The sequence below is a fragment of the Bifidobacterium sp. LH_419 genome (assembly GCF_056356955.1).
The window spans coordinates 114,113-139,069 of the sequence record NZ_JBKEVG010000006.1; the positions used below are offsets into that span (position 1 = coordinate 114,113).

Here is a 24,957-nt window from a genome sequence, read left to right on the forward strand (position 1 = left end):
TCGACGGCGCCTCGGCGACGCTCTTGTGGTATGATGGGACGCAATCGGGATGTTTGCGCAAACATTCCGGGCGTCGGGTGAAGGAGCCGACGCGGACGCCGGAACCGGTGGAACGGCCCACATGCGAAGACGCGGTGCCGCATCGATGGCGACGGCGGAACGACAAGGCAAGGAGAATCAATGAAATCACTGGGAAGGTCGCTCGCGGCGCTGGTAGCCGCGGCGACGCTCACGACGGGCGGCGCGTTCGCGGCCGTCGGCACGGCGAACGCCGCCGACGCCGGCGCCACGGCCGTCACCGTGACGCCGAACCCGTGGTACGCCAACGAGTTCGACGGCTGGGGGACCTCGCTCGCATGGTTCGCGAACGCGACCGGCAGCCTCGGCGAGGAATCGTCCATCACCACCAACCTCGGCGACGAGGCGTCCAAGCAGAAGGCCGTCGCATACGGCAAGCAGCTGCGCGAGCAGTTCTACCAGTCCATCTTCGGCTCGGACGGCCTCGACCTCAACATGGCCCGCTACAACGTGGGCGGCGGCAACGCCTCCGACGTGGCGTACGGCTACCCGTTCATGCGCCAGGGCGCCGCCGTGCCCGGCACGTGGAAGGACGACGCCGACGGCTCCAAGAACGTCTACGGCGGCGTCACCACCAAGCAGGCCGACAAGGACAAGCTCGCCGCCGCGTTCGACCCGACCGACGACAGCCAGTACGATTTCAGCAAGTCCGCGGCCCAGGACTGGTGGATCAAGCGCGGCGCCGAAGGCACGAACGGCAAGGCCGACATCACCGACATCGAGGCGTTCGCCAACTCCGCCCCGTGGTTCCTCACCAACAGCGGCTACGCGACCGGCGGATACAACTCCGGCTCGAACAACCTCAAGGACCCGGAGAAGTTCGCCCAGTACATGGCCAAGAACGTCGAGCATCTGGAAAGCCTCGGCGCGAACGTGAACGTCGACACCGTCGAGCCGTTCAACGAGTCCGAGACCAGCTACTGGGGCACCCCGTCCCAGAAGGCCTCCGACTACGACGGCAAGGGCGACTCCAACGAGAACCTCATCAACAACTACTGGAGCAAGTACTACTCCGACAAGGACAAGACCGTCACGCCGTACTCCAACGCGCTGAAGAAGCCGCAGGAGGGCATGCACGTCAACAACGCCGAGCAGCAGGCCACCATCAAGGCCCTGTCCAAGGCGCTCAAGGGCAACGCGGACACGATCATCTCCGCCACCGACGCCACCAACTCCGCCGACTTCGTCAAGTCCTACAACGACTACCCGCAGGAGGTCAAGGACCTCGTCGGCCAGTACAACGTGCACGCCTACTCCACCGGCAGCCAGATGCTCGCCCGCGACATCGCGCAGGCCGACGGCAAGAAGCTCTCGATGAGCGAGGTGGACGGCTCCTGGCAGTCCGGCTCGTACAACCCGTACGGCTTCGACAACGCGCTCGGCATGATGAGCTACATCAGCTCCAACGTGCCCCGCCTGCAGTCCAAGGACTTCACGTTCTGGCAGGTCGTCGAGGACCTCTACAACATGCAGATGGGTTCGAACGTCAACCCGGCCGGCGAGAACACCAACTGGGGCACCGTGCTCATCGACTTCGACTGCACCGTGGCCGGCAAGGACGGCAAGCTGTACTCGGAGCGCCGCGTCAACAACAACGGCGGCACGACCGACGGCCTCGCCCCGTGCACCGTCATCGCGAACGCGAAGTACAACGGCGTCAAGGCCATCACCCGCTTCATCCACGCCGGCGACAAGGTCATCGCCAACAACGACACCGACAACACGATGACCGCCACCTCCGCCGACGGCGCGACCCAGACGATCGTGCACCGCAACTCCGGCACCAACGCCCAGACGTTCGTCATCGACCTGTCCAAGTACGGCCAGATCGCCGACGACGCGTCCGGCGACCTCTACCTGACGACCGAGACCGCCCAGTCCGACAAGGACAAGGGCGTCGACTCCGCCACCCCCGAGGTGTTCGCCAAGACCAGCAACGTCAAGCAGGCCGCGGGCTCCGTCGTGATCGACAAGGCCGCGAAGACCGCCACCGTGACGGTCCCCGCCCGCTCGATCGCCTCCATCCAGTTGAAGGGCGTCACCGGCCACTCCGACTCTGCCGTCGCCGCCGCGACCGGCCGCACGTACCAGCTCGTCGGCAAGCAGTCCGGCAAGGCCGTCGCCGAGGTCGCCAAGGACGACTCCGCGCTCTCCCTCGCCGACGTGGCCTCCACCGCCGCCGACGCGAAGAAGCAGACCTGGACGTTCACCCAGATCGACCAGTCCGGCACCGAGCGCCCCGACCTCAAGGCGTACGTGATCACCGACGCCGACGGCAAGGTGCTCGTCTCCAAGGACGGCACCAACGCCCTGTCCGATGAATCCGTCGAACAGGCGAAGTCCGATCCGGCCGCCAAGTGGATCCTCAACACCGGTGACGGCTCCGGCTACCAGCTGCTCAACGCCGCCGCCAAGCAGAACCTCGACGTGAACGGCTCGGGCACCGCCGCCGGCACGAAGGTCGGCCTGTGGACCTCCTCCACCGCGAACACGCCCGCGAACAACCAGACGTGGACGCTGCGCGACGTCACTCCGACCGGCGCCAAGGCCGTGAACGTGCAGACCGCCGTGAACGCGGCCGCCGCGCTGCCGAAGACCGTCACCCTCTACTACACGTGGGGCGAGGGCAAGGCCGACGTCACCGCCGCCGGCTGGGACGTCTCCAAGGTGGACGTCGCCAAGGAAGGCACCTATGAGGCGACCGCCGTCGCCAAGGACGTCTACGGCAACGAGTTCCCGGTCACCGCGACCGTGACCGTCGGCGCGTTCACCGCGACCGACCCGGCGTCCGTCACCGTCGCCGCCGGCTCCACCGCCGACGACGTCAAGGCCGCCGCCCCCGCCACCGTCGACGCGCATGTGCGCGCCTCCGGGGCGTTCGCGCGCGACGTGACGTGGGATTGGTCCGCTCTTTCCGATGACAAGCTCGCCTCGACCGGCACCGTGACTGTCAAGGGCACGGTCGACGACGGCAGCGGCACCGGCGCGACCATCCCCGCCACGCTCACCGTGTACGTGACCAAGGGCGAGACCGTCAACGGCGAGAACCTCGCCAAGACGTTCTGCGCCAACGCGCAGGCCTCCTATACGGAAGGCTCGAACGTCATCGGCAACACCTGCGACGGCGCGACCGACGGCAAGGCGTGGTCCGACTGGAAGAGCGGCGGCGCCGGCGTGGACCCGTGGGTGAGCTACACGTTCGACAAGGCGCGCACGCTCCACTCGCTCGACTTCGTCTCGTTCGGCGAAGCCACCCCGAAGTCGTTCGCCGTGCAGGTCCTCGACGCGGACGGCACGACCTGGAAGGATTCCGGCGTCACCGCCGAAACCGGCCCGCGCATCAACCAGGGCGACGTGACCACCGTCTCGCTCGACAAGCTGCCCGCCACCAGGGGCGTGCGCCTGAAGCTCACCTACGCGGACAACGCGAACTACTACGCGAAGATCTCCGAGGTGCGCATCTACGAGGCGAAGCAGGTCGCGGCCCCCGCCGCCGACGCGACGCTCGGCGACCTGCGTCTCGACGGCGCGACCGTCAGCGGCTTCGACCCGGCCACGACCGACTACACGGTCGCGCTGCCGATCGACGCCGAAGCGAACCCGGTCCTGCAGGCCTACGCCAAGGACAACGCGGCCACCGTCAAGGTGACCGGCGACGCGGTCAAGACCGGCGCGCTCGGCGGCAAGGCCGAGATCGCCGTGACCTCCGCCGACGGCTCGAAGACGACCACCTACACGGTCACGTTCGACGCGGCCACGCTCGCCTCGCTCGACGTGACCGCCCCGACGAAGACCGAGTACACGGTCGGCGACAAGCTCGACCTCGCCGGACTCAAGGTCGCCGCCGTCTACCAGCGCGACGGCAAGACGGAACGCAAGGCGCTCGCCGACGGCGAGTACACCGTCTCCGGCTTCGATTCCGCCACCGCCGGCGAGAAGACCGTCACCGTCTCCTACCGCGGCGTGTCCGCCACGTTCACGGTGACCGTGAAGGCCGCGTCCGTCACGCCCGGTCCGGAGCAGCAGCCCGCGCCGGGCAACGGCGCGGCCGGCGGCAACGGCCAGACGACGGCCAAGCCGAACAAGGGACTGTCCGCGACCGGCTCCTCGGTGGCCGGCGTGGTCGGCGTCGTCGCGCTGCTCGTCGCGGCGGCCGGCGTGCTGGTCATCACGCGCAGGCGCCGGCAGTAGCCGGTAGCCCGGCCGCCGGTCCGCCGGCGGCATGATGATCGAGGCCGCCGCTCCGATTGCGTTCGGGGCGGCGGCCTTCACCAAAGAAGGAAACAGAAGGAAATTCAAGGAGGAATACATGCAACGAGGAACACGGTTCATCGGTGCGATAGCGGCGGCGACGCTGCTGTGCACGTCGATGACGATTCCCGCCAACGCCGAGGAGGGCACGGACGCATCCACGCCGTCCACCGGCGACCTGTCCAGCCTGATCGGCGGCGACGCGGCGAAGTCCGCGCAATCCACGACGGACGCCGACGGCGCGCAGGACGGCACGCAACAGGCGAAGAAGGCGCTCGACGCGTCGGCCGACATCGCCGACAAACTGGCGACGGACGGAATCGCCAAGAGCGACGCGACCGACGCGACGGACGGCGGCGACGCGGCCGCGCCCACGGCGCAGGCCGACGCGCCGACGACGGACAAGACCACGCTGAAGACGTTGCTCGGCAAGACCACCGAAAAGGATCTGAAGCCGCTCGCCTCCGGCTACCGTTCGGACGACTCCGGAACCGCCCCCTACGACACGTGGAAGGCGAACCCGGACGACCTCAAGGCGCTGAACGAGGCGCGCGACGCCGCGCAGAATGTCGTCGACGACGCGAACGCCACCGCCGACGACGTGACCAAGGCCGCCGACACGTTGCAGACGGCGTTCAAGGCCGTCCGCTTCATCTACCACTACACGGGCATCACCGGCACCAACGGCGCCCGCATGTTCGACGATAAGGGCGACCTGATCCAGGCGCACGGCGCCGGCATCGTCAAGGCGAAGACCTCGACGCTCGCCAAGGAGGACCAGAAGCTCGACGCCAACGGCGACGGCTACGTGTACATCTGGTGCGGCGAGGACAAGACCGACCGTCTCGTCGCCCACGGCGTGCGCATCTACTACTCCGACGACCTGCTCAACTGGACGGACAAGGGGCTCGGCTTCCAGACCTACCTCGGCGACGCCGACCTCAAGAACAAGCTCGCCGGCGGCGACAAGGTGTACCAGAAGTACTACAACGTCGAGAACATCGCCAAGGACCCGGACTACACGAACATCTACGGCAAGGACTTCAGCACCTTCGCGAACGACGCCTCCAACTACAACATCTCCAGCCCGCAGGAGGCCCTCGACAAGCTGCTGTGGGATCTGAAGGCGCTCTACGGCGACGGCTCCAACCCGACGAAGACCAGCTGCGTGTTCGAACGCCCGAAGATGGCGTACAACGCCTCCACCAAGCGCTGGGTGATCTGGTTCCACGCCGACGGCCCCAAGTACGGCAACGAGGACACCGCCACCTACTCGAAGGCCAAGGCGGGCGTCGCCGTGAGCACCACGTCGAACCCGGCCGGCCCGTACAAGTACCTCGGCTCGTTCCGCATGAGCCCCGGCAACAACACGTCGAACCCCGGCATGGCCCGCGACATGAACCTGTACATCGACCAGGGCAAGGACGAGAACAACGACGGCGTCGACGACGCGTACCTGATCTACGCGAGCAACGAGAACCGCGACCTGACGATCTCCCTGCTCGACTCCACGTACACCAAGCTCGCCAAGCCCGTCGCCGAGCAGAAGCAGGGCACCTCCGTCAAGGACGGCGACACGTATGCGATCATCGCCACCAACTCGAAGGAGTCGCCGGCACCCGTCAAGTGGAAGGGCCACTACTACTTCATCTACTCGCACACCACCGGCTGGGCGCCGAACGAGAACGAGTACACGAAGAGCGAGGGCGACAACATCATGGGCCCGTACCATGAGATCGGCACCCCGTTCGTGGACGGCGACGGCTACGAGCAGAGCCACACCAACTCGTTCTACACGCAGTCCAGCTCCATCATCCCCGTGGACGAGAAGAAGGGCCTGTTCATCTACTGGGGCGACCGCTGGTTCAACCCGGACACCGGCAACGACATCAGCCAGTCGCGCTACGTGATGACGCCGATGCAGATGGTCAACGGCACGATGCGCGTCCTGCCGTACGCCGACTGGACGCTCGACCAGTTGAACAAGTACGAGGCCGTCGACGTGGTCACCAAGCTGCCCGCCACCGCCACCTCGGTCAGCGGACTGCTCAAGTCGCTGCCCACCAAGCTGGAGATCCAGCGCGGCGGCGAGAACGGCACCATCACCACGCCCGTCACGTGGGACACGTACTTCGGCGAGGACCAGCCCTCCGGCGACGTCACCATCACCGGCAGACTGCCTGAGCTCAACGACGTCGAAGTGTCGTTCACCGCGACGATCTACCCGAAGAACACGTACCTGTACATCGACGCCGGATCGAACCCGGACAACGAGTCCGACTACTTCAAGGCGCTTCAGGCCGCGTCCGAGGGCATCGCCTCCCGCCAGAAGCACAGCGACCAGGCCTATGACGCCACCTCCGGCTGGGGCCGCGTGAGCACGCTCGGCGCCGACGGCGACGCGCAGGTCTACGGCACCGACTCCAACGACGCCTACGAGACCGGCCTCTACGCGAACAAGGGCAAGTCGATCGTCTACCAGGCCGATCTCAAGCCCGGCGTGTACACCGTGCAGGCCGGCATGAAGGACTGGTGGGCGCAGTGGAACGACCGCACCGTCAAGTTCTCCGTCACCAATGGCGACACCGAGCTCGGCTCCGCGTCGGTGAACCTGAAGAACGGCCAGAAGGCCACGGACGCGATCACGTTCACGCTCGACAAGGCCGCGTCGATCCGCTTCACCGCATCCAACGCGGGCACGGACCTCGACCCGGTGCTCAGCTGGATCAGCGTGTCCAAGGCCGACGCCGACGACATCCAGTCCGTCAAGCCGGTCGACGGCACCGTCGCCTTCCTCGACGGCGCGACGCCGAAGCTGCCCAAGCAGGTGACGGTCGTCACCGTGGGCGGCAAGGAGGAGTCGCGTGACGTCACGTGGCTGACCGACTCCGCCGCCAAGGCGAAGTACTACGCGCCGACCACGGTGCGCGGCGCGGTCGACGGCACGACGCTGCCCGCCACCGCCACCGTGCAGCGCGTCGAGAAGAACCTCGAATACTTCGTCGACGTGAACGGCGGCGACTCCTCCGCCACGTACGAGTCGGCGAAGAAGCTCACCGAAGGCGGTTTGGCCAATGCGAAGGCCGACCAGGCGTTCGACGAGGCTACGGGCTGGGGCAACGCGTCCGCCAACTACGGCGCGCAGAGCGCCGGCGACGCCGACCCGTACGCCTCCGGCATCTATGCGGGCGCGAACGGCACGGCGGACACGCTGAGCTACAAGCTCACGCTCGCCCCCGGCACGCACACCGTCTCCTTCGGCATGCACGACTGGTGGAACCAGACGCGCCCGACGACCGTCACCTACACCTATGACGGTCTCGACGGCGCGCAGGAGCTCGCTTCCGCGTCCGTCAACAGCGGGAACGTCATCGCCTCCGGCGAGGTGACGATTCCCGAGGGCGAGGCCAAGGTCGTCACGTTCACGCTGTCGTCCGCGACCGGCACCGGCCCGGTGCTCAGCTGGGTCTCCGCCGCCAAGGTCGTCAAGAACGACGGCGGTTCCGGCGACAACGGCGGGAACAACAACGGTGGTGACAACAACGGTGGTTCCGACAACAACGGCGGCAACGCCGGTGACAACGGGAACGGTTCCGGCAATGGTTCCGGCAACGGCTCCGCCGACGGGAACAAGCCCGGCGCCGGCAAGCCCTCCGCGAAGCCGAACGGCGGCAACGCCGGCAGGCTGACCGCGACCGGCGCCTCCGTGGCCGCCGTGGCGGGCGTCGCCGCACTGCTGGCGCTCGCCGCCGCGATGACCGTCATCAAGCGCCGCGACTGATAGCGCATCATCGCAAATAAACGGAAGGCCGTCGTCCCGAACATTCGGGACGACGGCCTTCCGTCATGTTATGTGGTCTTTCTGGTCTCTTTGGCCCCCTCTGACGAGGGGGCTGTCGGCCGAAGGCTGACTGGGGGAGAGACTACCAAGACCAAAAGTGACCTCACTCCAGTCCGATGGACTTCATGTGATGAACCTTCAGCGACGTGACCTTGAGCGAGCCGGATTCCGCGGAGAGGCGGATCGCGCGCGGGCCCTCGGAGGCGTAGGAGTAGGAGCTGAGCACCTGGTGGCCGCCGTTGACGTACACCTCGACGGAGCCGCGGTCCACGAACACGCGCAGGTCCAGCGTGCCGGCGGCGAGCTCGGCCTCGGTGAGCGGGGCGGCGCGGTAGCCGCGGTCACCGTGCTTCATGGCCTGACGGTCCACGACCACGCGACCGATCTGGTCGTCGTAGGCGACGTACGTGTAGCCGCCGTCCTCGGTGGCGTGGACCTTGAGGCCGGCGCGCTCGGCGGTGGAGTGCGCGAGGTCGATGGTCATCTCGATCTCGACCGCTTCGGCGTCGTCGCAGATCGTCTTCTCGCCGTCGATGTCGAGCGTGATCTCGCCGTGGTCGAAGGTGTCGGCGCGCAGGCCCTCCATCTCCTTGACCGGGGCGGTGACGACGTCGCCGTCATCGCCGAGCGTGATCTCGCGCGGCAGGGTGAGGTGGCCGCACCAGCCGTCCTCCTGCATCGGGACCGGGTCGACGAACGGGCTCAGCCAGCCGTAGACGATCTGGCGGCCGTCGCCGTCGTGCTCCGGGCCGTCCACGTGGAACGACTGCGGCGCGTAGTAGTTGTGGCCGCAATCCCACAGGCGGAACTCGGTCTCCGGCTTGAACTCGCCGCCCGGCTCCCAGGTGCCGATCATGTAGCCGGCGTTGTTGACGTTGCGGTTCATGAAGCCCTTCGGCTTCGAGCCCATGGCGGAGAAGCCGATGACCCACTTCTCGTTGCCGTCCTTGTCCTTGATGGGGAAGAAGTCGGGGCATTCGAGCATGAACACGTCCGGGTCCGGGTGCTGGAAGAGCACGCGCTCGTAGGTCCAGCGCACCATGTCGTCGGAGGAGAACAGCCACATCTGGCCGCGCTTCTCCTTGGAGGAGACGCCGAAGGTCATGTACCACGTGTCGCCGGTCTTCCACACCTTCGGATCGCGGTAGTGGTGGTCGACCTGGTCGGTCGGGCAGTCGATGATCATGCCCTGCTTGGTGGCGGAGGTGAGTTCGTCGTTGTCCGGGGTGGCGAGCATCTGGACCTGCCAGTCGCCGCCGGTGTTGTCGTGGCCGTTGGCCCAGCGGTGGCCGGTGTAGTAGAAGCGCAGTGCGCCGTCGTCGCCGATGACGGCGGAGCCGGAGAACACGCCGTCCTTCTCCTGCTCGAGCGAGGGGGCGAACATGATCGGCTCTCGCTTCCAGGTGAGCATGTCGGCGGAGGAGACGTGGCCCCAGTGCATCGGGCCCCACTGGGTGCCGTACGGGTGCAGCTGGTAGAAGACGTGCCAGCGGCCCTTGTAGTAGCACAGTCCGTTCGGGTCGTTGATCCAGCCGCCGTTGGAGGCGATGTGGAACTTCGGGTACCAGCGGTCGTTGCGCTTGGCGGCGAGGGCGGCGACGCCGGCCTCGGCCTTGGCGAGCTCCTCGGCGTGGTCGCGGATGGGGGTGAGGACCGGGTTGGCGGGGGTGAAATCGGTCATGGCACTTCCTTGTGTGATGTGGGTGGGGTGGGTGGATTGGGTGGATTTGATGGGAGTCGGTTGGGGTGGGGCGGTTTCAAGTGTAAGGTGCGGCGGTCGCAACGGGGAAAAAGGGGAAAGCCGTTGCGACCGCCACAGGTGTTGGTTGGAGGGTTGGTCGGGGGAGAGGCGTCGGATCAGGCCTTGGCGGCTTCCATCTGACGCAGCTGCTTGTCGGTGTAGAACGGGTCGCCGCCGACGTCCTGGTCGTCCTTCTTGATGACGAAGATGCCGTAGATCAGGGCCGCGAGCACGATCGCCGAGATGGTGAAGAAGGTCGGACGGTCGCCCATCTGGTCATGCAGCATGCCGAGCGGCGTGGAGAAGATGACCTGGCCGACCTGCGAGGCGATCTGGAAGCCGACCATGTACAGCGTGGCGGACAGCTTCGTGTCGAAGTGCAGGGTGAAGTAGCGGAACGCCGGCAGGCAGAACAGCGGGACCTCGATGGAGTGGAACAGCTTGACGATGGAGACGGAGATCGGATCGTGGAACACGCCGCACAGGCCGATGCGCAGGAACATGACGGTGGCGCCGAGCAGCAGGGCGTTGCGCACGCCGATCTTCTTCATGATGATCGGGACGACGCCCATCATCGCGGACTCGAGGAAGACCTGGAAGCCGTTGAGCGTGCCGTAGGTGGCGTTGCCGATTTCCATGGTCGGGAACAGGGAGGCGTAGTAGGTCGGGAACATCTGCTGGTCGAACACGGTGTAGAAGGTGTTGGTGAGCAGCATGAAGACGATGAGCACCCACAGGGTCGGCATCTTGAGGACGGAGACCATCTCCTTGAAGGAGGGGTTGGTCGGGGCCGCGTTCGGATCGGCCTCCTTCTTGAGCTCGTCCTTCTGCTCGGCCGGGATCCAGAAGGCGTAGACGAGCAGCATGCCGAGGCCGAAGGCGGAGCCGACCCAGAAGTTGATCAGCGGGTTGATGTTGAACAGGAAGCCGGCGCACAGGGCGACGATGGCGTAGCCGAAGGAGCCCCAGGCGCGGGACTGGCCGTACTCGAAGCCGAAGTGGCGGGAGTAGCGCTCGGTGATGGCCTCGAACAGGGAGCAGCCGGACATGAAGCCCGCGGAGAGCACGACGGAGCCGATGAGGGCGCCGATGAAGCGGGTGGTGCCGCCGGCGTTGAGCATCGGGGCGTAGACGAACTGGACGAACGGTCCGACGAGCATGGCGATGAAGGACACGAAGATGACGAGCTTGCGCTTGATGCCGAGCTGGTCCTGGATGACGCCGTAGACGAACATGATGATCAGCGTGGCCAGCGAGTTGATCGAGTAGATCTGGCCCTGCTCGGCAGCGGTCATGCCGACGCCGTCGATGAGGTACCTGGAGAAGAAGGACCACCAGATGCCCCAGGAGCAGAAGAACATGAAGATGCCGAAGGAGCTCTGCAGGTAGGAGGGGTTCCTCCACGGAGACTTCTTTGCCGTGTTTGCCATTTGTTGTATTCCCTTGTCTCTCGCGTCCGCTGCGACGCGGGCGCTTCCTTCCATATGGCTTTGTGGTTGTGGGCCGGGCCTTCGTGGTCTCGGCGGGGTTCCTCCCGCGGCTGCCGCGCCGTGGTGGGGAATCGTGTTCGTTGTGGTATTCACTATAAACCGTCAAACGATTTACGTCAAACGTTAAACGAAACACCGGCGTGTCTCACTATTTCCAACACGTCAAACGTTTGATACAACACCTTGCCAAACCGGTTCGAATTGCCATGCGGCCCCCTCTGACGGGACATCGCCGTAAGGCAAACACCGGAGGTGTTTGTAGGCGATGTGTGAGCCGACAGGCGAGCTGATGCAAGGTCAGCCGTAGGCTGTCCGTGATTGCGGTCGGGCTGTCAGCCGCAGGCTGACTGGGGGAGAGAAGAAGAGCGGCCGCAGGTCGCGGGGGAATCGAATCGGCCTACGGCCGATGCCGTTTTTCGCGGCTGACGCCGCATGTCTCTCCCTCCGTCCGCCTTCGGCGGCCACCTCCCTCGTCAGAGGGAGGCAAGAAAACGGACATGCGCCATAAGCGCATGACGATTTCCTTGCGCCCCCTTCAGGGGGAGCTGCCGGCCTACGGCCGACTGAGGGGGCTGAGAGAGGGCCCTTACCCCTTCTTTACCGACTCCTTCTCAATCAGGGTGCAGTGGATCTTCGCCGGGATCTCCGCGTCGAGCGGCGGCATCGGTGCCGTCGTCTCCGGCCATTCGAGATCGTCGAGAGCGCGCTGCTCGATCATCGAGATCACCTTCGCGGCCGCCCAGTATCCCATTTCGAAATGCGGCAGCGCGACCGTCGTGAGCTGCGGCGAGAACGTCTCCGCGAACACGCGGTGGTTGTCGACGCCGACGACCGACACGTCGCGGCCGACAGTGAGACCGCGTCGGGCCGCGCACTCGTACACGTACCAGGCGCGCGCGTCGTTGAAGCAGAAGAACCCGTCCGGCCGCTCCCAGTCGAACAGGTCGGAGACGGCCTCCAACGCGGGGCCGTTGTTGAGCACGCTGATGATGAGACGGTCGTCGATCTTGCGCCCCGCCTCCTCCAACGCGGCGCGGTAGCCGGCGAGACGCCCCTCCTGCGCGATCATCGGCTCGGAGCATCCGACGTAGGCGATGCGTTCGCATCCCGCGTCGATGAGCCGTTTGGTCGCGTCGTAGCCGATCCGGTATTCGTCCGGTTCGACGCTGGGAATCATGCCGGCCGTATCAGTCGCGTCGACGAGCACGACCGGACTGTGCTTGAGGCGGTCCGGCAGGCCGGTCACGCGGTTCGACATCTTCGCGTAGAGGAAGCCGTCCGCACCGTAGCGTTGGAGGGCGTCGATCTCCTCGCCCTCGTCCATGCCGCCGTCCGTGCTGACGGTGATGAGCAGATACCCGAGCTGGCTGGCCGCCGACTGCGCGCCGAGGATCATGCCGCCGGCGTACGGGGTGGTGGCGACTTCCTCGCTGATGAAGCCGATCGTGCGCGTGCGGTTCGTGCGCAGGGAGCTCGCCATCGGATTGACCTGATAGCCGAGCTCGTCGGCGACCTCGCGCACATGCGCCGCGATCGCCGGTTTGACGCGCCCCGCGTCGCGGTGGTTCATCACCAACGACACCGTCGAAATGGATACCCCCGTACGCTTCGCGATCTCCTTCATCGTCACCATACGTCAAACGATACACCCATTGGTGCGGGGTAGGGGCTATTCGTCGGCTTCATGCTTTTCATTGGTGTCTGTATCCGTGTCATTCTTGGTGGCCCACCGTGCTCCTTCTGGTAATCCCTCCTTAGTGAGTGTTATAGAGTTTGGGAATTCCAGAATGTTTCCACGTGTAAACTGAGCTGCATCGCATAAAAAAGTTTTGTGTTGGAATATGAAATCAAAATCAGGATTTATGATAGGTCCTCGCTTTTCAATTTCAGCTTTTGTTTTTGTCGTCGCTCCGTTAAAGCGCACATTCATATTGAAGAATGTGTAGGCAAAATTTGCAATGAACTCGAAGTGTGTTCTTGTGAACATTGCTGTTTCGCTAAAGCGAGCTCCATAGAATTGCGCAGTGTTTCCAAAGGTTGTGTCATTGAAATAAGTGGTTTCGTAAAAATGTGCGCTGCTAAAAAGTGCTTTTGAATTTTCTTCGAAAGTGCTTTTGGTGAAATGTGACTCTCCATAAAAATGAGTAGATTGAAAATGCGCGTCAAATATGAATTTTGTGTAACTAAAATCAGCTTTCGTTCTAAAAACAGTGCTGTCAAACTGCGCGGTTGAGTTGAAACGCACATCATTGAAATAAGCGTCAGAATTGAAATTTGACTCACTAAACCATATGTCTTCATCGAATTGCGTTTGTGAAAATGCTACAGGCATATTGAAAGTTGACTCATCGAATCTTGCAGTTTTGCTGAAGGTTGTTTGCGTGAGATTGATTGTTTCTGTAAAGGTTGCTCCGTGGAGATCGAAATTGCAGTCGCACCAGAGTTGGTCATAGGGGAGTTGCTGCTCAACGGTGATTGTGCCGTCTTTGTCGTGGCGCTCTTTGAGGAGGTGGGTACGCATGACGGAGAAAATTGTGGATTCTACGGGGCGGTCGTCGAAGGTTGGTATTGGAATACCCGGTGTGATTGTCTTACCTGCTTCGTTACCGGAAACGGTATCGTTTCCCTTCGGCTCTGCTGCAGAATCCGTGTTGCTATCAGAAGTGATTGGCGTGCCGCGGTCGTTGGAGCGCAGGTAGCCGCAGAGGATGTCGACAACGCGTTGGCGATAGTCTCCGCGCTCACGGTCCGCGATTTCGGTCAACGCGTAGACGCCGGCGATTCGCACCGATGATTTCTCATTGCCCAACTGGTCGATGGCGTTCTTCATGCGCGCATTGATCTCATCGCGCTTGCTTCGCTGCCCATCCTGATATTTCATCACGAGGAATGCGACACCGCCGATGCCGCCGACGGTGGTCAATGCAATCTTCAGTACGTCGTACATAATGCCAGAAGAATTAGCGGTGTTACTGGAACTAGTCGTCGGTATGCGTGCGAACGGAACTTGCCCGGTCCATAGCCACACCAATCCGACCAACAGTGCTACTGCCAGAATCACCCAGACTGTGATGCTCGCGAACAGTGGCCATCCTCTGAGCCAATCCATGAACTTCTGTGCCGAAGCTTTCAGCCAAGGCCACCAGTTGGGGCAAAGCAGTGCCAAGGTGAGAAGCCCCAACAGAACCGCGGTCGTAATTGACCAATGACGTATCAAAAAGGCAATTGTCGTCGGCAGAATCGTTTTGATGGCATAACCGCCGAAGTGGACGCCGAGAAGGATGAGAAGAAAAATTACGGTTACTACCAGCGATACAATTCCAGAGACGGTACGTACCCTGATGCGTCGATTGGAACGAGGTTTGCTTTTGCCTTTCGCGGCATTCACCGCATCGGCATCCTGAGTCGTTGCCCCCGTCTTCTCCGGTGCTGCTGCCATAGCCTATTCCCTTCAACCGTGACGACCTCGTCGTGCCGTGCGTTGCGGCAGCCGGGCTTCTCCTGCCGCCGATTCCATGATATGCCCATGCGTGTTGTCCAGGCATTGCGGCGGAATCAGGAATGTGCATGGTTTCGATGGATACGTGTGCGGTTCGGAAGCGAACGTGTAGGATTCCGGGGCGAGCGTGCTTGGTTTTGAGGGAAACGTGTAGTTGGCGGAGCCGAACGTGCGCGGTGGGGGTCTGAAACCCCGGTGAATCCTGTTGCCCGCCAAATCGAAGTACCCTGGAATTCCGGGCTTTTCATCCCTGATATATTCCGCCATGAGCTTTGTCTTCAGCACCCCACTATGCAGGTTCGCGCCGAAAGCCTACAGGTTCGTTCCCGAATCATGCACGTTCGGACGGAAACCATGCACGTTCGCCTCCAAACCATGCAGGTATGTCATCAGACCGTGCAGGTTCGCCTCGCCGTGGGTGAAGATGCCGTTGATGTGCCGCCGCCCCCGTGCCGAGCCCACGGAATACGCCGTTACGATGGGCGCTATGAGAAGCTTTCTGATCGAATGGCTGGTGCTGACGATCGCGGCGGCGGTGATGGTGGTGCTGCTGCCCGGCATGACGACGGTGGGGGAGCCGCCGATCCTCGGCGTGGCCGCATTCTCCCTGTTCCTGGCGTTGATCAACGCGTCCGTCAAACCGGTGGTGCAGGCGATCGCCCTGCCGTTCACAATCCTCTCGTTCGGCGTGCTGTACCTGGTCATCAACTGGCTGTTCATGCGCCTCGCCTCGTGGCTCGCACTGGGCCTGTTCGGCGTCGGCGTCTATGTGCACGGCTTCTGGTGGGCGACGATCGGCTCGATCATCATGGCCGTCGTCTCCGCCATCGTCAACTCCATCATCGGCGACTGACGGGAAGCGGATGCGGTCGGTCGACCAGCCAATGGCCGGCCAGCCGACCGCACAGTCGCCCCGCGTCTACTCCCCGGCGCTGATGGCGCGCAGCACGTTGACCATCTCGATGGCGCCGAGCGCGCAGTCGAAGCCCTTGTTGCCGGCCTTCGTGCCGGCGCGTTCGATGGCCTGCTCGATGTTCTCGGTGGTGATCACGCCGAACAGCACGGGCACGTCCGAGTTCAGCGACACCTGGGCGATGCCCTTTGCGGTCTCGTTGCACACGAGGTCGTAGTGGGAGGTGCTGCCGCGGATGATCGCGCCGAGGCAGATCACCGCGTCGTAGCGTCCGGTGGACACCATGCGCTTGGCCGCGATCGGAATCTCGAACGATCCGGGCACCCACGCCACGTCCACGTCCTCGTCGGCCACGCCGTGGCGGCGCAGGCCGTCCTGCGCGCCGGACAGCAGCTTCGAGGTGATGAACTCGTTGAACCTCGCCGCCACGATGCCGATGCGGATCGGCTTGGCGGCGGAATCGTCACCGGCGGCGGAAGCGGCGCCGGCTACCAGTTGTCCTTCGAATACGGTCATTTCAGTTCTCCTTTGTCATGGTGGACAGGTTTGTCGTGGTCGCCATGTTCGTCGTGGTGGACAGATTCGTCATGCCCGACAGGGCTCCCAGCAGGTGCCCCATCCGGTGTTCCTTGGTGGACAGGTAGTTCGCGTCGTACGCGTTCGCGGGGATGACGATCGGCACGCGCGAGGCGATGGCGATCCCCGCCTGCTCCAGCTGGCCGATCTTGTCCGGGTTGTTGGTCATCAGGTCGACCGACGCGACGCCGAGGTCGCGCAGCATGGCCGCCGCGGTCTCGTATTCGCGCGCGTCGGCGGGGAATCCGAGTTCCAGGTTCGCGTCGAGCGTGTCGAACCCGCGCTCCTGCAGCTCGTAGGCGCGCAGCTTGTTGAGCAGCCCGATGCCCCGTCCCTCCTGGCTCAGGTACAGGATGACGCCGCGTCCCGCCTCGGCGACGCGCCGCATCGCCTCGCGCAGCTGCGGCCCGCAGTCGCAGCGCTGCGAGCCGAACACGTCGCCGGTCAGGCACTGCGAGTGGATGCGGCACAGGACGGGTTCGCCGGAGACGATGTCGTCGCCCATCACCAGCGCCACGTGCTCGCCGCCGTCGTCCGACTCGTAGCCGACCATCGTGAACCGCCCGTATTCGGTGGGCAGGTTCACGCGCGCCACGCGGCGCACCGTGTGCGGGAACGCGTGCGTGCGGCGGTAGTCCTGCAGCTGCGCGATGGTGATGTAGGCCAGTCCGTGCTCGGCGGCGAAGCGCTTGAGGTCGTCGCGCCGCATCATCGTGCCGTCGGCCTTCATCATCTCGCAGCACAGTCCGCACGGCTCGAGTCCGGCCAATCGCGCCAGGTCGACGGTCGCCTCCGTGTGCCCGTTGCGTTCCAGCACGCCGCCGGGGCGTGCGACGAGCGGGAACATGTGCCCGGGGCGTCGGAAGTCCTGCGGCCGCGTGTCCGGGTCGACGCATGCCAACGCGGTGAGCGAGCGGTCGCGCGCGCTGATGCCGGTGGAGGTGGTCACGTGGTCGATCGACACGGTGAACGCCGTGTGGTGGCTGTCCGTGTTCGCCGTGCACATCGGCGGCAGGTCGAGCCGCGTCGCGAGCTCCGGGCTCATCGGCGTGCAGATCAGGCCCCTGCCGTGCGTGGCCATGAACGCGATGTTGCTTGGTGTCGCGTGGCGGGCCGCGCAGATGAGGTCACCTTCGTTCTCGCGGCTTTCGTCGTCCGCCACGACGACGATGCGACCGGCCGCGATGTCCCGGATGGCGCGCGCCACCGGGTCGTCCGGGTTCGTATGTTGCGTGTGTTCCGTGTATTGCGTCTGTTCCGTCATTTCCGTCGTTTCCGTTCTCGATGATGTCTTGTCGTTGTCAGAATCCGTGCGCGGCGAGGAAGTCCGCCGTGATCGCGCCCGTTCCGGCGTCTCCGGCCGTCCCGGCCGTCACGCCGTCCGTGCCGCCGTCCGCCGGCATCTCCAGCAGTCGCGCCGTGTATTTCGCGATTGGGTCGGTTTCGAGGTTGACCACGTCGCCGATGCGCCGTTCGTCCAGCACCGTGTGCGCGGCGGTGTGCGGGATGATCGACACGCCGAACGTGTCGCGTCCGGCGTGCGTCACCGTCAGGCTGATCCCCTCGACGGCGATCGATCCCTTCTCGGCGATGAACCGCATGAGCGCATACGGCGCGCGGATCGTATAGACGACGGCGATGCCGTCGCGCGTGATTGACGTGATCACGCCGGTGCCGTCGATGTGCCCGGAGACGATGTGCCCGGAGAACCGTCCGTCGGCGGGCATCGCGCGTTCCACGTCCACATGGTCGCCGCGGCGGAGCGAGCCGAGGGAGGAGCGTCGCAGCGTCTCGTGCATCACGTCGGCGGTGAACGTCGTGCCGCGCACGGACGTGACGGTCAGGCACACGCCGTTGACGGCGATGCTTTCGCCGATCGCCGTGCGATCGGTCACCACCGTCGGCGAGTCGACGGACAGTCGTGCGAAGTCGGCGCCGTTCTCCAATCCGACGACCGTGCCGAGGTCCTCAACGATTCCGGTGAACATAGTCGACGCCTCCTTCGATGACGATGTCGTCGCCCACCGCGGCGACGGTGCGGTGCGTGAGGAGGAAGGCGTCATCCGGCGCGCCGACGCCCGCGCCGCCCACCGGGCCGGGCGCGGTGCGGCCGCCGAACAGTTTCGGCGCGACGTAGGCGCTCACTTTGGTCACGACCTGGTCGCGCAGCGCGGACCAGGCGAGTTCGCCGCCGCCCTCGATCATCATGCTGTCGACGCCGCGCCCGCCGAGCGTTTCGACGGTGGCGGCGACGGAGGCGTGCCCGTCGGCGTCGGCCGGCACGTGGAGGATCTCGCATCCCGCGTCGCGGTAGGCCTGCGCGCGAGGCTCGTCGGTCGAGCAGGTGGCGATGATCGTGGGCGTCTCGCGCGCGGTGGCGACGACCGCCGCGTCGCGAGGCGTGCGCAAATCGGTGTCGCATATCACGCGGATCGGATCGTGACCGCCGTCGATGCGGCAGGTGAGCTGCGGGTCGTCGGCGACGACCGTGCCCACGCCCACCATGATCGAGGCGAACCGGCCGCGGTCCTCGTGCACGCGGCGGCGCGCGGCCTCGCCGGTGATCCAGCGCGACAGGCCCGATGCGGTGGCGATGCGGCCGTCGAGCGTCATCGCGTATTTGAGCATGACGAACGGCGTGCGCGTGGTGATGTAGTGCAGGAAGATTTCGTTGAGCGCGTCGCATTCCTCGCGCAGCACACCCTGCGTGACCTCGATACCCGCGTCCTCGAGCCGGCGCACGCCTTTGCCGGCGACAAGCGGGTTCGGGTCGGGGGAGCCGACCACCACGCGGGCGATTCCGGCGTCGATGAGCGCCTGCGTGCACGGCGGCTGCTTGCCCGTGTGGCAGCAGGGTTCCAGCGTGACGTAGATCGTGGCGCCGCGCACGTCGACGCCGTCGCGTTTCGCCGCTTCGAGCGCGGCGCGTTCGGCGTGCCATCCGCCGAAATGGTCGTGATGTCCGGTGGCGATGATCGCGCCGTCGCGCGCAATGACCGCTCCCACCATCGGATTCGGGTTGACCTTGCCCGCTCCGAGTTGTGCGTGGCGCAATGCCACGGACATGAGGTCCCTATCGTCCATGAAAATCCCCTTTCCTTGCGATAGGGCATGTCCAGGGTGCTTCATGATGGCGGTGGGGCCGTGTGCCGGTTTGGTTCCGGCTGCCCGGGCATCGGGCGAGACGCGCCATGTTTCGCGGCCCTGAAACGCGAGCACCCTGGATTCCGTTCGAAATCCAGGGTGTTCGAGATGGGCTGCATGATGCGCATCGCCCGATGCGCGCATGCGACGGTATGCGGTCGCATGCGCGGGCCGATGGTCCACGCCGCCGCAGCTTCTTTCATCCAGACTATGACTGTCGGTACCGGAATCTCACCGGTTCGGCATCGCGACTGCTGATCGCAATCGATCGATGCTCGCGGACTGAACCGCCGATCGGGAATTTCACCCTGCCCTGAAGATGCGTATTGAATTGTCGATTCGACAGTATAGGGGACGGGGCGTAGACGGCAAAGGCCGACGTCCCATGTAGTGGACGTCGGCCTTTGCCGCGACGGGTCCCGATCAGGCGAGGCCGGAGAGCTTGTTGATGAGCTCCGGGTCGCGCGTCGCGCCCTTGTCGGCGGAGCGGGCGAACGCGGCATAGGCCTTGAGCGCCTGCGAGACCTTGCGGTCGCGGTGCGCCACGTAGCCGTCGCCGGCCTCGAGCTCGCGGCGGCGTTCCGCCAGCTGCTCGTCGGTCAGTTCGACGTTCACGGAACGGGCCTCGATGTCGATGTCGATGATGTCGCCGTTCTTGATGAGCGCCACCGGGCCCTTGTTCGCGGCCTCCGGGGCCATGTGGCCGATGGCCAGACCCGAGGAGCCGCCGGAGTAGCGGCCGTCGGTGAGCATGGCGACCTGCTTGCCGATGCCCTTGCCCTTGACGAAGGAGGTCGGGTACAGCATCTCCTGCATGCCCGGGCCGCCCTTCGGGCCCTCGTAGCGGATGACCAGCGCCATGCCGGGCTTGAGGGTATCGTCGAGGATGACCTTGATGGCCTCCTCCTGGGACTCGACGACGAGTGCCGGTCCGCGGAACTTCCAAATCTCCTGCGGCACGCCGGCGGTCTTGACGACGCAGCCGTCGGGGGCGAGGTTGCCGCGCAGCACGGCGAGGCCGCCCTCGTGGATCTCCGGGTGGTCGATGTCGTGGATCGCGCCGTGCTCGCGGTCGGTGTCGAGCGAGTCGAACAGCGTCTCGTGCGTCCACGGTTCGGGGGAGATGATGTGGCCCGGCGCCGCGTGGTAGAGGGTCTTGGCCTCCTCGGTGCAGGTGTCGCGCATGATGTCCCAGTCGTCGAGCTTGGCCTCGAGCGACGGATAGTCGATCGAATGGACGTCCTTGCGCAGCTTGCCGGCACGGTCGAGCTCGCCGAGGATGCCGCAGATGCCGCCGGCGCGGTGCACGTCGGAAATCTCCCACTTGCCGGACGGGGCGGCCTTGCAGATGCACGGCACGGTGTGCGAGATGCGCTCGATGTCGTCGAGCGTGAAGTCCACGTCCGCGGACTGGGCCATCGCGAGGATGTGCAGCACGGTGTTGGTGGAGCCGCCCATCGCGACGTCCATCGTCATCGCGTTCTCGAACGCGTGCTTGGTGGCGATGGAGCGCGGCAGCACGGAGTCGTCGGAATCCTTGTAGTACTGGTTCGCGATCTTGACGACCTGGCGGGCCGCCTTGCGGAACAGCTCCTTGCGGAAGCCGTGGGAGGCGAGGATCGTGCCGTTGCCGGGCAGGGCGAGGCCGATGGCCTCGGTCAGGCAGTTCATCGAATTGGCGGTGAACATGCCGGCGCAGGAGCCGCAGGTCGGGCAGACGGTCTTCTCGTAGTTGAGCAGGTCCTCCTCGGAGACGTTGTCGTCGGCGGAGGCGTACATCACGGAGATGAGGTCGGTGTTCTTCTTCACGGTGCCGTCGGCGAGGACGGTGGTGCCGGCCTCCATCGGGCCGCCGGAGACGAACACGGTCGGGATGTTGAGGCGCAGGGCGGCCATCAGCATGCCGGGGACGACCTTGTCGCAGTTCGGGATGCAGATCAGGGCGTCGGCGCAGTGCGCGTTGCACTGGTATTCGACGGTGTCCGCGATGATGTCGCGGGAGGGCAGGGAATAGAGCATGCCGGTGTGGCCCATCGCGATGCCGTCGTCGACGGCCATCGTGTTGAACTCGCGCGGGATGCCGCCCGCCTCCTTGATGGCCTCGGAGACGATGCGGCCGACCTTGTTGAGGTGGACGTGGCCGGGGAGGAACTCGTCGAAGGAGTTGGCGATGGCGATGATGGGCTTCTTGCCCATATCGTCGCCGCTGACGCCTGCGGCACGGTAGAGGGCGCGCGCGCCTGCGAAGACGCGGCCGGACATGAGTTTTGCGGATCGCATTTCGGTCATGATTCCATTCAAGTCCTTAATCGGGACACGCGTTTTGTCAAGAGTCAATATGTGGAATTCACGAGGATGTTACGTCGGTAACGCTCACGCCGCGTGCGTCGTCACCGCACCGTGAGCGGTTTTCGCAGTGCCGCGCTGATCCGTCGCCATGTGCGTCGGTGCCCACGCATATGAAAGACGGGGTTCCGGATGATTCCGGAACCCCGTCTTCTCTTCTCTCTCACACAGCGGTCGGCTCAGACACGAGCCGACAAGTCAGTTTCAGCGGGCGATCTTCTGCGCGTCGTTGACGATGTCGGAGAGGACCTTGGTGTTGCCCATGGTGTTCTGGGCCATCGTGCTGGCACCGTACATGGCGAGACCGCGAATCATGGAATCCTTGAACGACATAATGTTTTCCTTTCAGGTTCGGTCATGGCGTTGGGCCGATGACCACGTTTGCAATTTTCGGTGTGCGACGCCCGTTTCCTGTTGTCTTGTTTGCGATGACGTGCGCCGCGAAGTCTTATGCGTTATGCGCTTGTTCAGCGGCCGAGCTTGTTGGACTCGACGAGGTCGGAGAGGACCTTGGTGTTGCCCATGGAGTGCTGGGCCATCGCGTTGGCACCGTACATGGCGAGACCGCGAATCATGGAATCCTTGAACGACATGATAATTCCTTTCGTTGGTCAAAGCCCCTTGGTGGCTTTGCTTGTTTTTTCTCGGCTCCGTTTGAAACCGGTTTCAGAATAGCGCGCCATCGTGACCTGCGCAAGGGGGAGTTTCGGATTCCGGCGTGTTGGACGATGATTCGCGAGCGCAATCGCCGCAGGTATCGAACCGGTTCGATGCAAACGTTGGCAATCACGGTGTCCGTGAATCGTTGGCATCATTGGGATTTGACATGCCGTCCATTCCGACGGCGCCGGCGTCGTCCGTCCGTCGCCGGCCGTCGGAACGGATTTCCGGATTCTCCGGCCCATCGGCGTGTCGCGCGGCCGATCGTCGCGATGCCGGGGGAGTCCCCGCACCTGTCTATACTTGTTGCGGTTGAGATAGATTTTCCATGGTTTGGAGCATGAATATGGCAGAAGAAACCGAGACCGAGACCACCGAGGTCAAGGGCAACGAGGAGTTCGGCACCAGCCCCACCCCCGACGGTCTGGCCAGCCCGACGATCGACGATCTCATGGAGCACGCGGACTCCAAGTACGCGCTGGCGATCTTCGCCGCCAAGCGCGCCCGTCAGATCAACTCCTACTTCACCCAGCTCAACGAGGGCCTGCTGCAGAACGTCGGCCCGCTCGTCGAGTACCAGAACAACGAGAAGCCGCTGTCCATCGCCTTCCGCGAGATCAACGAGGGCCTGCTCGAGGAGACCCTCGGCGAGGACGACCTGACCGAAGGCAACTGATCTTCCGACACACGCTTGCCCAGAAACGGCGTGTCGTGTAGAACTGGACGACAGGAGCGAACGACCTGAGGCTCGCGCCGACCATCATCCGATGGTTTGGTGCGGGCCTTTTTCGTAGCTGCGAAGCTGCGTCATGGCGCCAGGCGCCAATCCCGTGCGGTCCCGACAACACAACAACCACAACGTATCATTGTGCCCTTGCCCCGCGTGCCGCGGAGCCGGGGCGATAAGTCCGAAAGAGGGATGATATGACCAACCAGGAGCGCAAGCTCATCTCCGCCGAATCCGTCACCGAAGGCCACCCGGACAAGGTGTGCGACCAGATCTCCGACGAGATTCTCGACGAACTGCTCCGCCAGGACCCGCAGTCCCACGTCGCCGTCGAAACCTCCGCCGCCACCGGCGTGTTCCTCGTGTTCGGCGAGGTGACCTCCGAAGGCTACGTCGACGTCCAGTCCAAGGTGCGCGAGACGCTGCGCCGCATCGGCTACACGTCCTCCGAAGTCGGCCTCGACGCCGACTCCTGCGGCGTGATCGTCGCCATCACCGGCCAGAGCGCCGAGATCAACCAGGGCGTCGCCCGTCTGAGCGGCGAGAAGGAGTCCGCCGCCAGCCGTGAGGAACGCTACGAGGCGCAGGGCGCCGGCGACCAGGGCGTGATGTTCGGCTACGCCACCGACGAGACCGACGTGCTCATGCCGCTGCCCATCTACCTCGCGCATCGTCTCGCCTACCGCCTGACCGAGGTGCGCAAGAGCGGCGAGGTGCCGCACCTGCGCCCGGACGGCAAGACGCAGGTCACCATCGAATACGACGAGAACGACCATCCGCTGCGCGTCGACACCGTGCTCATCTCCACCCAGCACGATCCGGAGGTCACGCAGGAATGGCTGCGCGACCAGCTGAAGGCGCACGTCATCGACCCGATTCTCGACGAGGTGCTCGGCTCCGACGTGGCGCATGACGACTACCGTCAGCTCGTCAACCCGACCGGCTCGTTCGTGCTCGGCGGTCCGGCCGCCGACGCGGGCCTCACCGGCCGCAAGATCATCGTCGACACGTACGGCGGCGCCGCCCACCACGGCGGCGGCGCGTTCAGCGGCAAGGACCCGTCCAAGGTGGACCGTTCCGCCGCCTACGCGACCCGCTGGGTGGCGAAGAACATCGTCGCCGCCGGCCTCGCGCACCGCGTCGAGGTCCAGGTCGCCTACGCGATTGGCGTGGCCGACCCGGTCTCCGTGAACGTCGAGACCTACGGCACCGAGGAGGGCGTGACCCGCGCCCAGATCGCCGCCGCCGTGCGCAAGGTGTTCGACCTGCGCCCCGCCGCGATCATCGACGAACTCGACCTGAAGCGCCCGATCTACGCGAAGACCGCCGCCTACGGCCACTTCGGCCGCGTCGACGTCGACTTCCCGTGGGAGCGCACCGACAAGGTCGACGAGCTCAAGGCCGCCGTCGCCTCCCTCGCCTGACCACCCCATTTACCCCGCCCGCACTCCCATGGTGCGGTAAAACCCCCATGGTGCGGTAGGTGGAAACGGCTTGTTTCCGCGGTTTTACAAAACCTTCAAACCGCACCATGGGGTGAGGGGCGTGTGCGACACGCTTGGGCGATGAAGGGCCGGTACGTAGGGTTATAGGAACCAAACGTGGTGTTTTAGAAATCCCGGGCGTGGTGTGGATGCTGTCGCAGGATTTCCGTTGTCTTCCTTTCCTTTTGCATCCAGGCCGAAGCTCGA

The 24,957-nt window shown here is 64.7% G+C and carries 17 protein-coding genes and 2 riboswitches; of the genes, 5 read left to right on the forward strand and 12 right to left on the reverse strand.

What is annotated here, in order from left to right:
- Positions 1-180 precede the first annotated feature (180 nt).
- Together AC1AYX_RS05755 and AC1AYX_RS05760 are read left to right on the forward strand one after the other, a co-directional pair.
- On the forward strand, positions 181-4,269 hold the full coding sequence (locus tag AC1AYX_RS05755; RefSeq protein ID WP_476502602.1) for a bacterial Ig-like domain-containing protein: 4,089 nt from the start codon (positions 181-183) through the stop codon (positions 4,267-4,269).
- A gap of 118 nt (positions 4,270-4,387) precedes the next feature.
- On the forward strand, positions 4,388-8,110 hold the full coding sequence (locus AC1AYX_RS05760) for a glycoside hydrolase family protein (protein ID WP_476502603.1): 3,723 nt from the start codon (positions 4,388-4,390) through the stop codon (positions 8,108-8,110).
- Positions 8,111-8,273: 163 nt separating this feature from the next.
- Here AC1AYX_RS05760 and AC1AYX_RS05765 read toward each other — a convergent pair whose 3' ends face one another.
- The 5 genes from AC1AYX_RS05765 to AC1AYX_RS05785 all read right to left on the reverse strand — a co-directional run bounded on the left by AC1AYX_RS05765 (position 8,274) and on the right by AC1AYX_RS05785 (position 15,362).
- A complete protein-coding gene (locus AC1AYX_RS05765) occupies positions 8,274-9,851 on the reverse strand; it encodes a glycoside hydrolase family 32 protein (protein ID WP_476502604.1) in 1,578 nt (525 codons plus the stop codon).
- 176 nt (positions 9,852-10,027) lie between these two features.
- Positions 10,028-11,341: an oligosaccharide MFS transporter gene (locus AC1AYX_RS05770; RefSeq protein ID WP_476502605.1), complete on the reverse strand. Its 1,314-nt coding sequence runs from the start codon at positions 11,339-11,341 to the stop codon at positions 10,028-10,030.
- A gap of 646 nt (positions 11,342-11,987) precedes the next feature.
- Positions 11,988-13,034: a LacI family DNA-binding transcriptional regulator gene (locus AC1AYX_RS05775; protein ID WP_476502606.1), complete on the reverse strand. Its 1,047-nt coding sequence runs from the start codon at positions 13,032-13,034 to the stop codon at positions 11,988-11,990.
- A 36-nt stretch (positions 13,035-13,070) separates the two neighbouring features.
- Positions 13,071-14,840: a pentapeptide repeat-containing protein gene (locus AC1AYX_RS05780; RefSeq protein ID WP_476502607.1), complete on the reverse strand. Its 1,770-nt coding sequence runs from the start codon at positions 14,838-14,840 to the stop codon at positions 13,071-13,073.
- 372 nt (positions 14,841-15,212) lie between these two features.
- Positions 15,213-15,362, reverse strand: a complete 150-nt coding sequence (locus AC1AYX_RS05785; protein ID WP_476502608.1) for a hypothetical protein — start codon at positions 15,360-15,362, stop codon at positions 15,213-15,215.
- 25 nt (positions 15,363-15,387) lie between these two features.
- On the opposite strand from AC1AYX_RS05785, the gene AC1AYX_RS05790 reads away from it, so the two are divergent.
- Positions 15,388-15,753, forward strand: coding sequence for a phage holin family protein (locus AC1AYX_RS05790; RefSeq protein WP_476502609.1), 366 nt, complete (start codon positions 15,388-15,390; stop codon positions 15,751-15,753).
- A gap of 66 nt (positions 15,754-15,819) precedes the next feature.
- Here the strand turns inward: AC1AYX_RS05790 and ribH are convergent, their stop codons facing one another.
- From ribH to AC1AYX_RS05825, 7 genes are all read right to left on the reverse strand, one after another.
- Positions 15,820-16,329 carry a 6,7-dimethyl-8-ribityllumazine synthase gene (ribH, locus tag AC1AYX_RS05795; protein WP_476502610.1) on the reverse strand — a complete coding sequence of 170 codons (510 nt, stop codon included), beginning with the start codon at positions 16,327-16,329 and terminating at the stop codon, positions 15,820-15,822.
- A gap of 1 nt (position 16,330) precedes the next feature.
- Positions 16,331-17,653, reverse strand: a complete 1,323-nt coding sequence (locus tag AC1AYX_RS05800) for a bifunctional 3,4-dihydroxy-2-butanone-4-phosphate synthase/GTP cyclohydrolase II (protein WP_476502611.1) — start codon at positions 17,651-17,653, stop codon at positions 16,331-16,333.
- A gap of 37 nt (positions 17,654-17,690) precedes the next feature.
- The gene (locus AC1AYX_RS05805) at positions 17,691-18,377 is read right to left on the reverse strand and encodes a riboflavin synthase (protein WP_476502612.1); all 687 of its coding nucleotides are present in this window, start codon (positions 18,375-18,377) and stop codon (positions 17,691-17,693) included.
- Positions 18,358-19,473: a bifunctional diaminohydroxyphosphoribosylaminopyrimidine deaminase/5-amino-6-(5-phosphoribosylamino)uracil reductase RibD gene (ribD, locus tag AC1AYX_RS05810; RefSeq protein ID WP_476502613.1), complete on the reverse strand. Its 1,116-nt coding sequence runs from the start codon at positions 19,471-19,473 to the stop codon at positions 18,358-18,360. Before ribD ends, AC1AYX_RS05805 begins: the two co-directional genes overlap by 20 nt.
- Before the next feature lie 247 nt (positions 19,474-19,720).
- Positions 19,721-19,858: riboswitch (FMN riboswitch) on the reverse strand.
- A 98-nt stretch (positions 19,859-19,956) separates the two neighbouring features.
- Complete coding sequence (gene ilvD / locus AC1AYX_RS05815) at positions 19,957-21,822, reverse strand: dihydroxy-acid dehydratase (RefSeq protein WP_476502614.1); 1,866 nt, start codon at positions 21,820-21,822, stop codon at positions 19,957-19,959.
- 261 nt (positions 21,823-22,083) lie between these two features.
- Positions 22,084-22,212, reverse strand: a complete 129-nt coding sequence (locus AC1AYX_RS05820) for a hypothetical protein (protein WP_476502615.1) — start codon at positions 22,210-22,212, stop codon at positions 22,084-22,086.
- A 134-nt stretch (positions 22,213-22,346) separates the two neighbouring features.
- Entirely contained in the window at positions 22,347-22,472 is a 126-nt protein-coding gene (locus AC1AYX_RS05825; protein ID WP_476502616.1) for a hypothetical protein, read from the reverse strand.
- Between the two features lie 413 nt (positions 22,473-22,885).
- Here AC1AYX_RS05825 and rpoZ point away from each other — a divergent pair, with 413 nt between their 5' ends.
- Both rpoZ and metK read left to right on the forward strand, forming a co-directional pair.
- Positions 22,886-23,215 carry a DNA-directed RNA polymerase subunit omega gene (gene rpoZ, locus AC1AYX_RS05830; protein WP_101622037.1) on the forward strand — a complete coding sequence of 110 codons (330 nt, stop codon included), beginning with the start codon at positions 22,886-22,888 and terminating at the stop codon, positions 23,213-23,215.
- Positions 23,216-23,398: 183 nt separating this feature from the next.
- Positions 23,399-23,468, forward strand: a riboswitch (SAM riboswitch).
- On the forward strand, positions 23,464-24,690 hold the full coding sequence (gene metK, locus AC1AYX_RS05835; protein WP_476502617.1) for a methionine adenosyltransferase: 1,227 nt from the start codon (positions 23,464-23,466) through the stop codon (positions 24,688-24,690). (Overlaps the previous riboswitch by 5 nt.)
- The last annotated feature ends 267 nt before the right edge of the window (positions 24,691-24,957 follow it).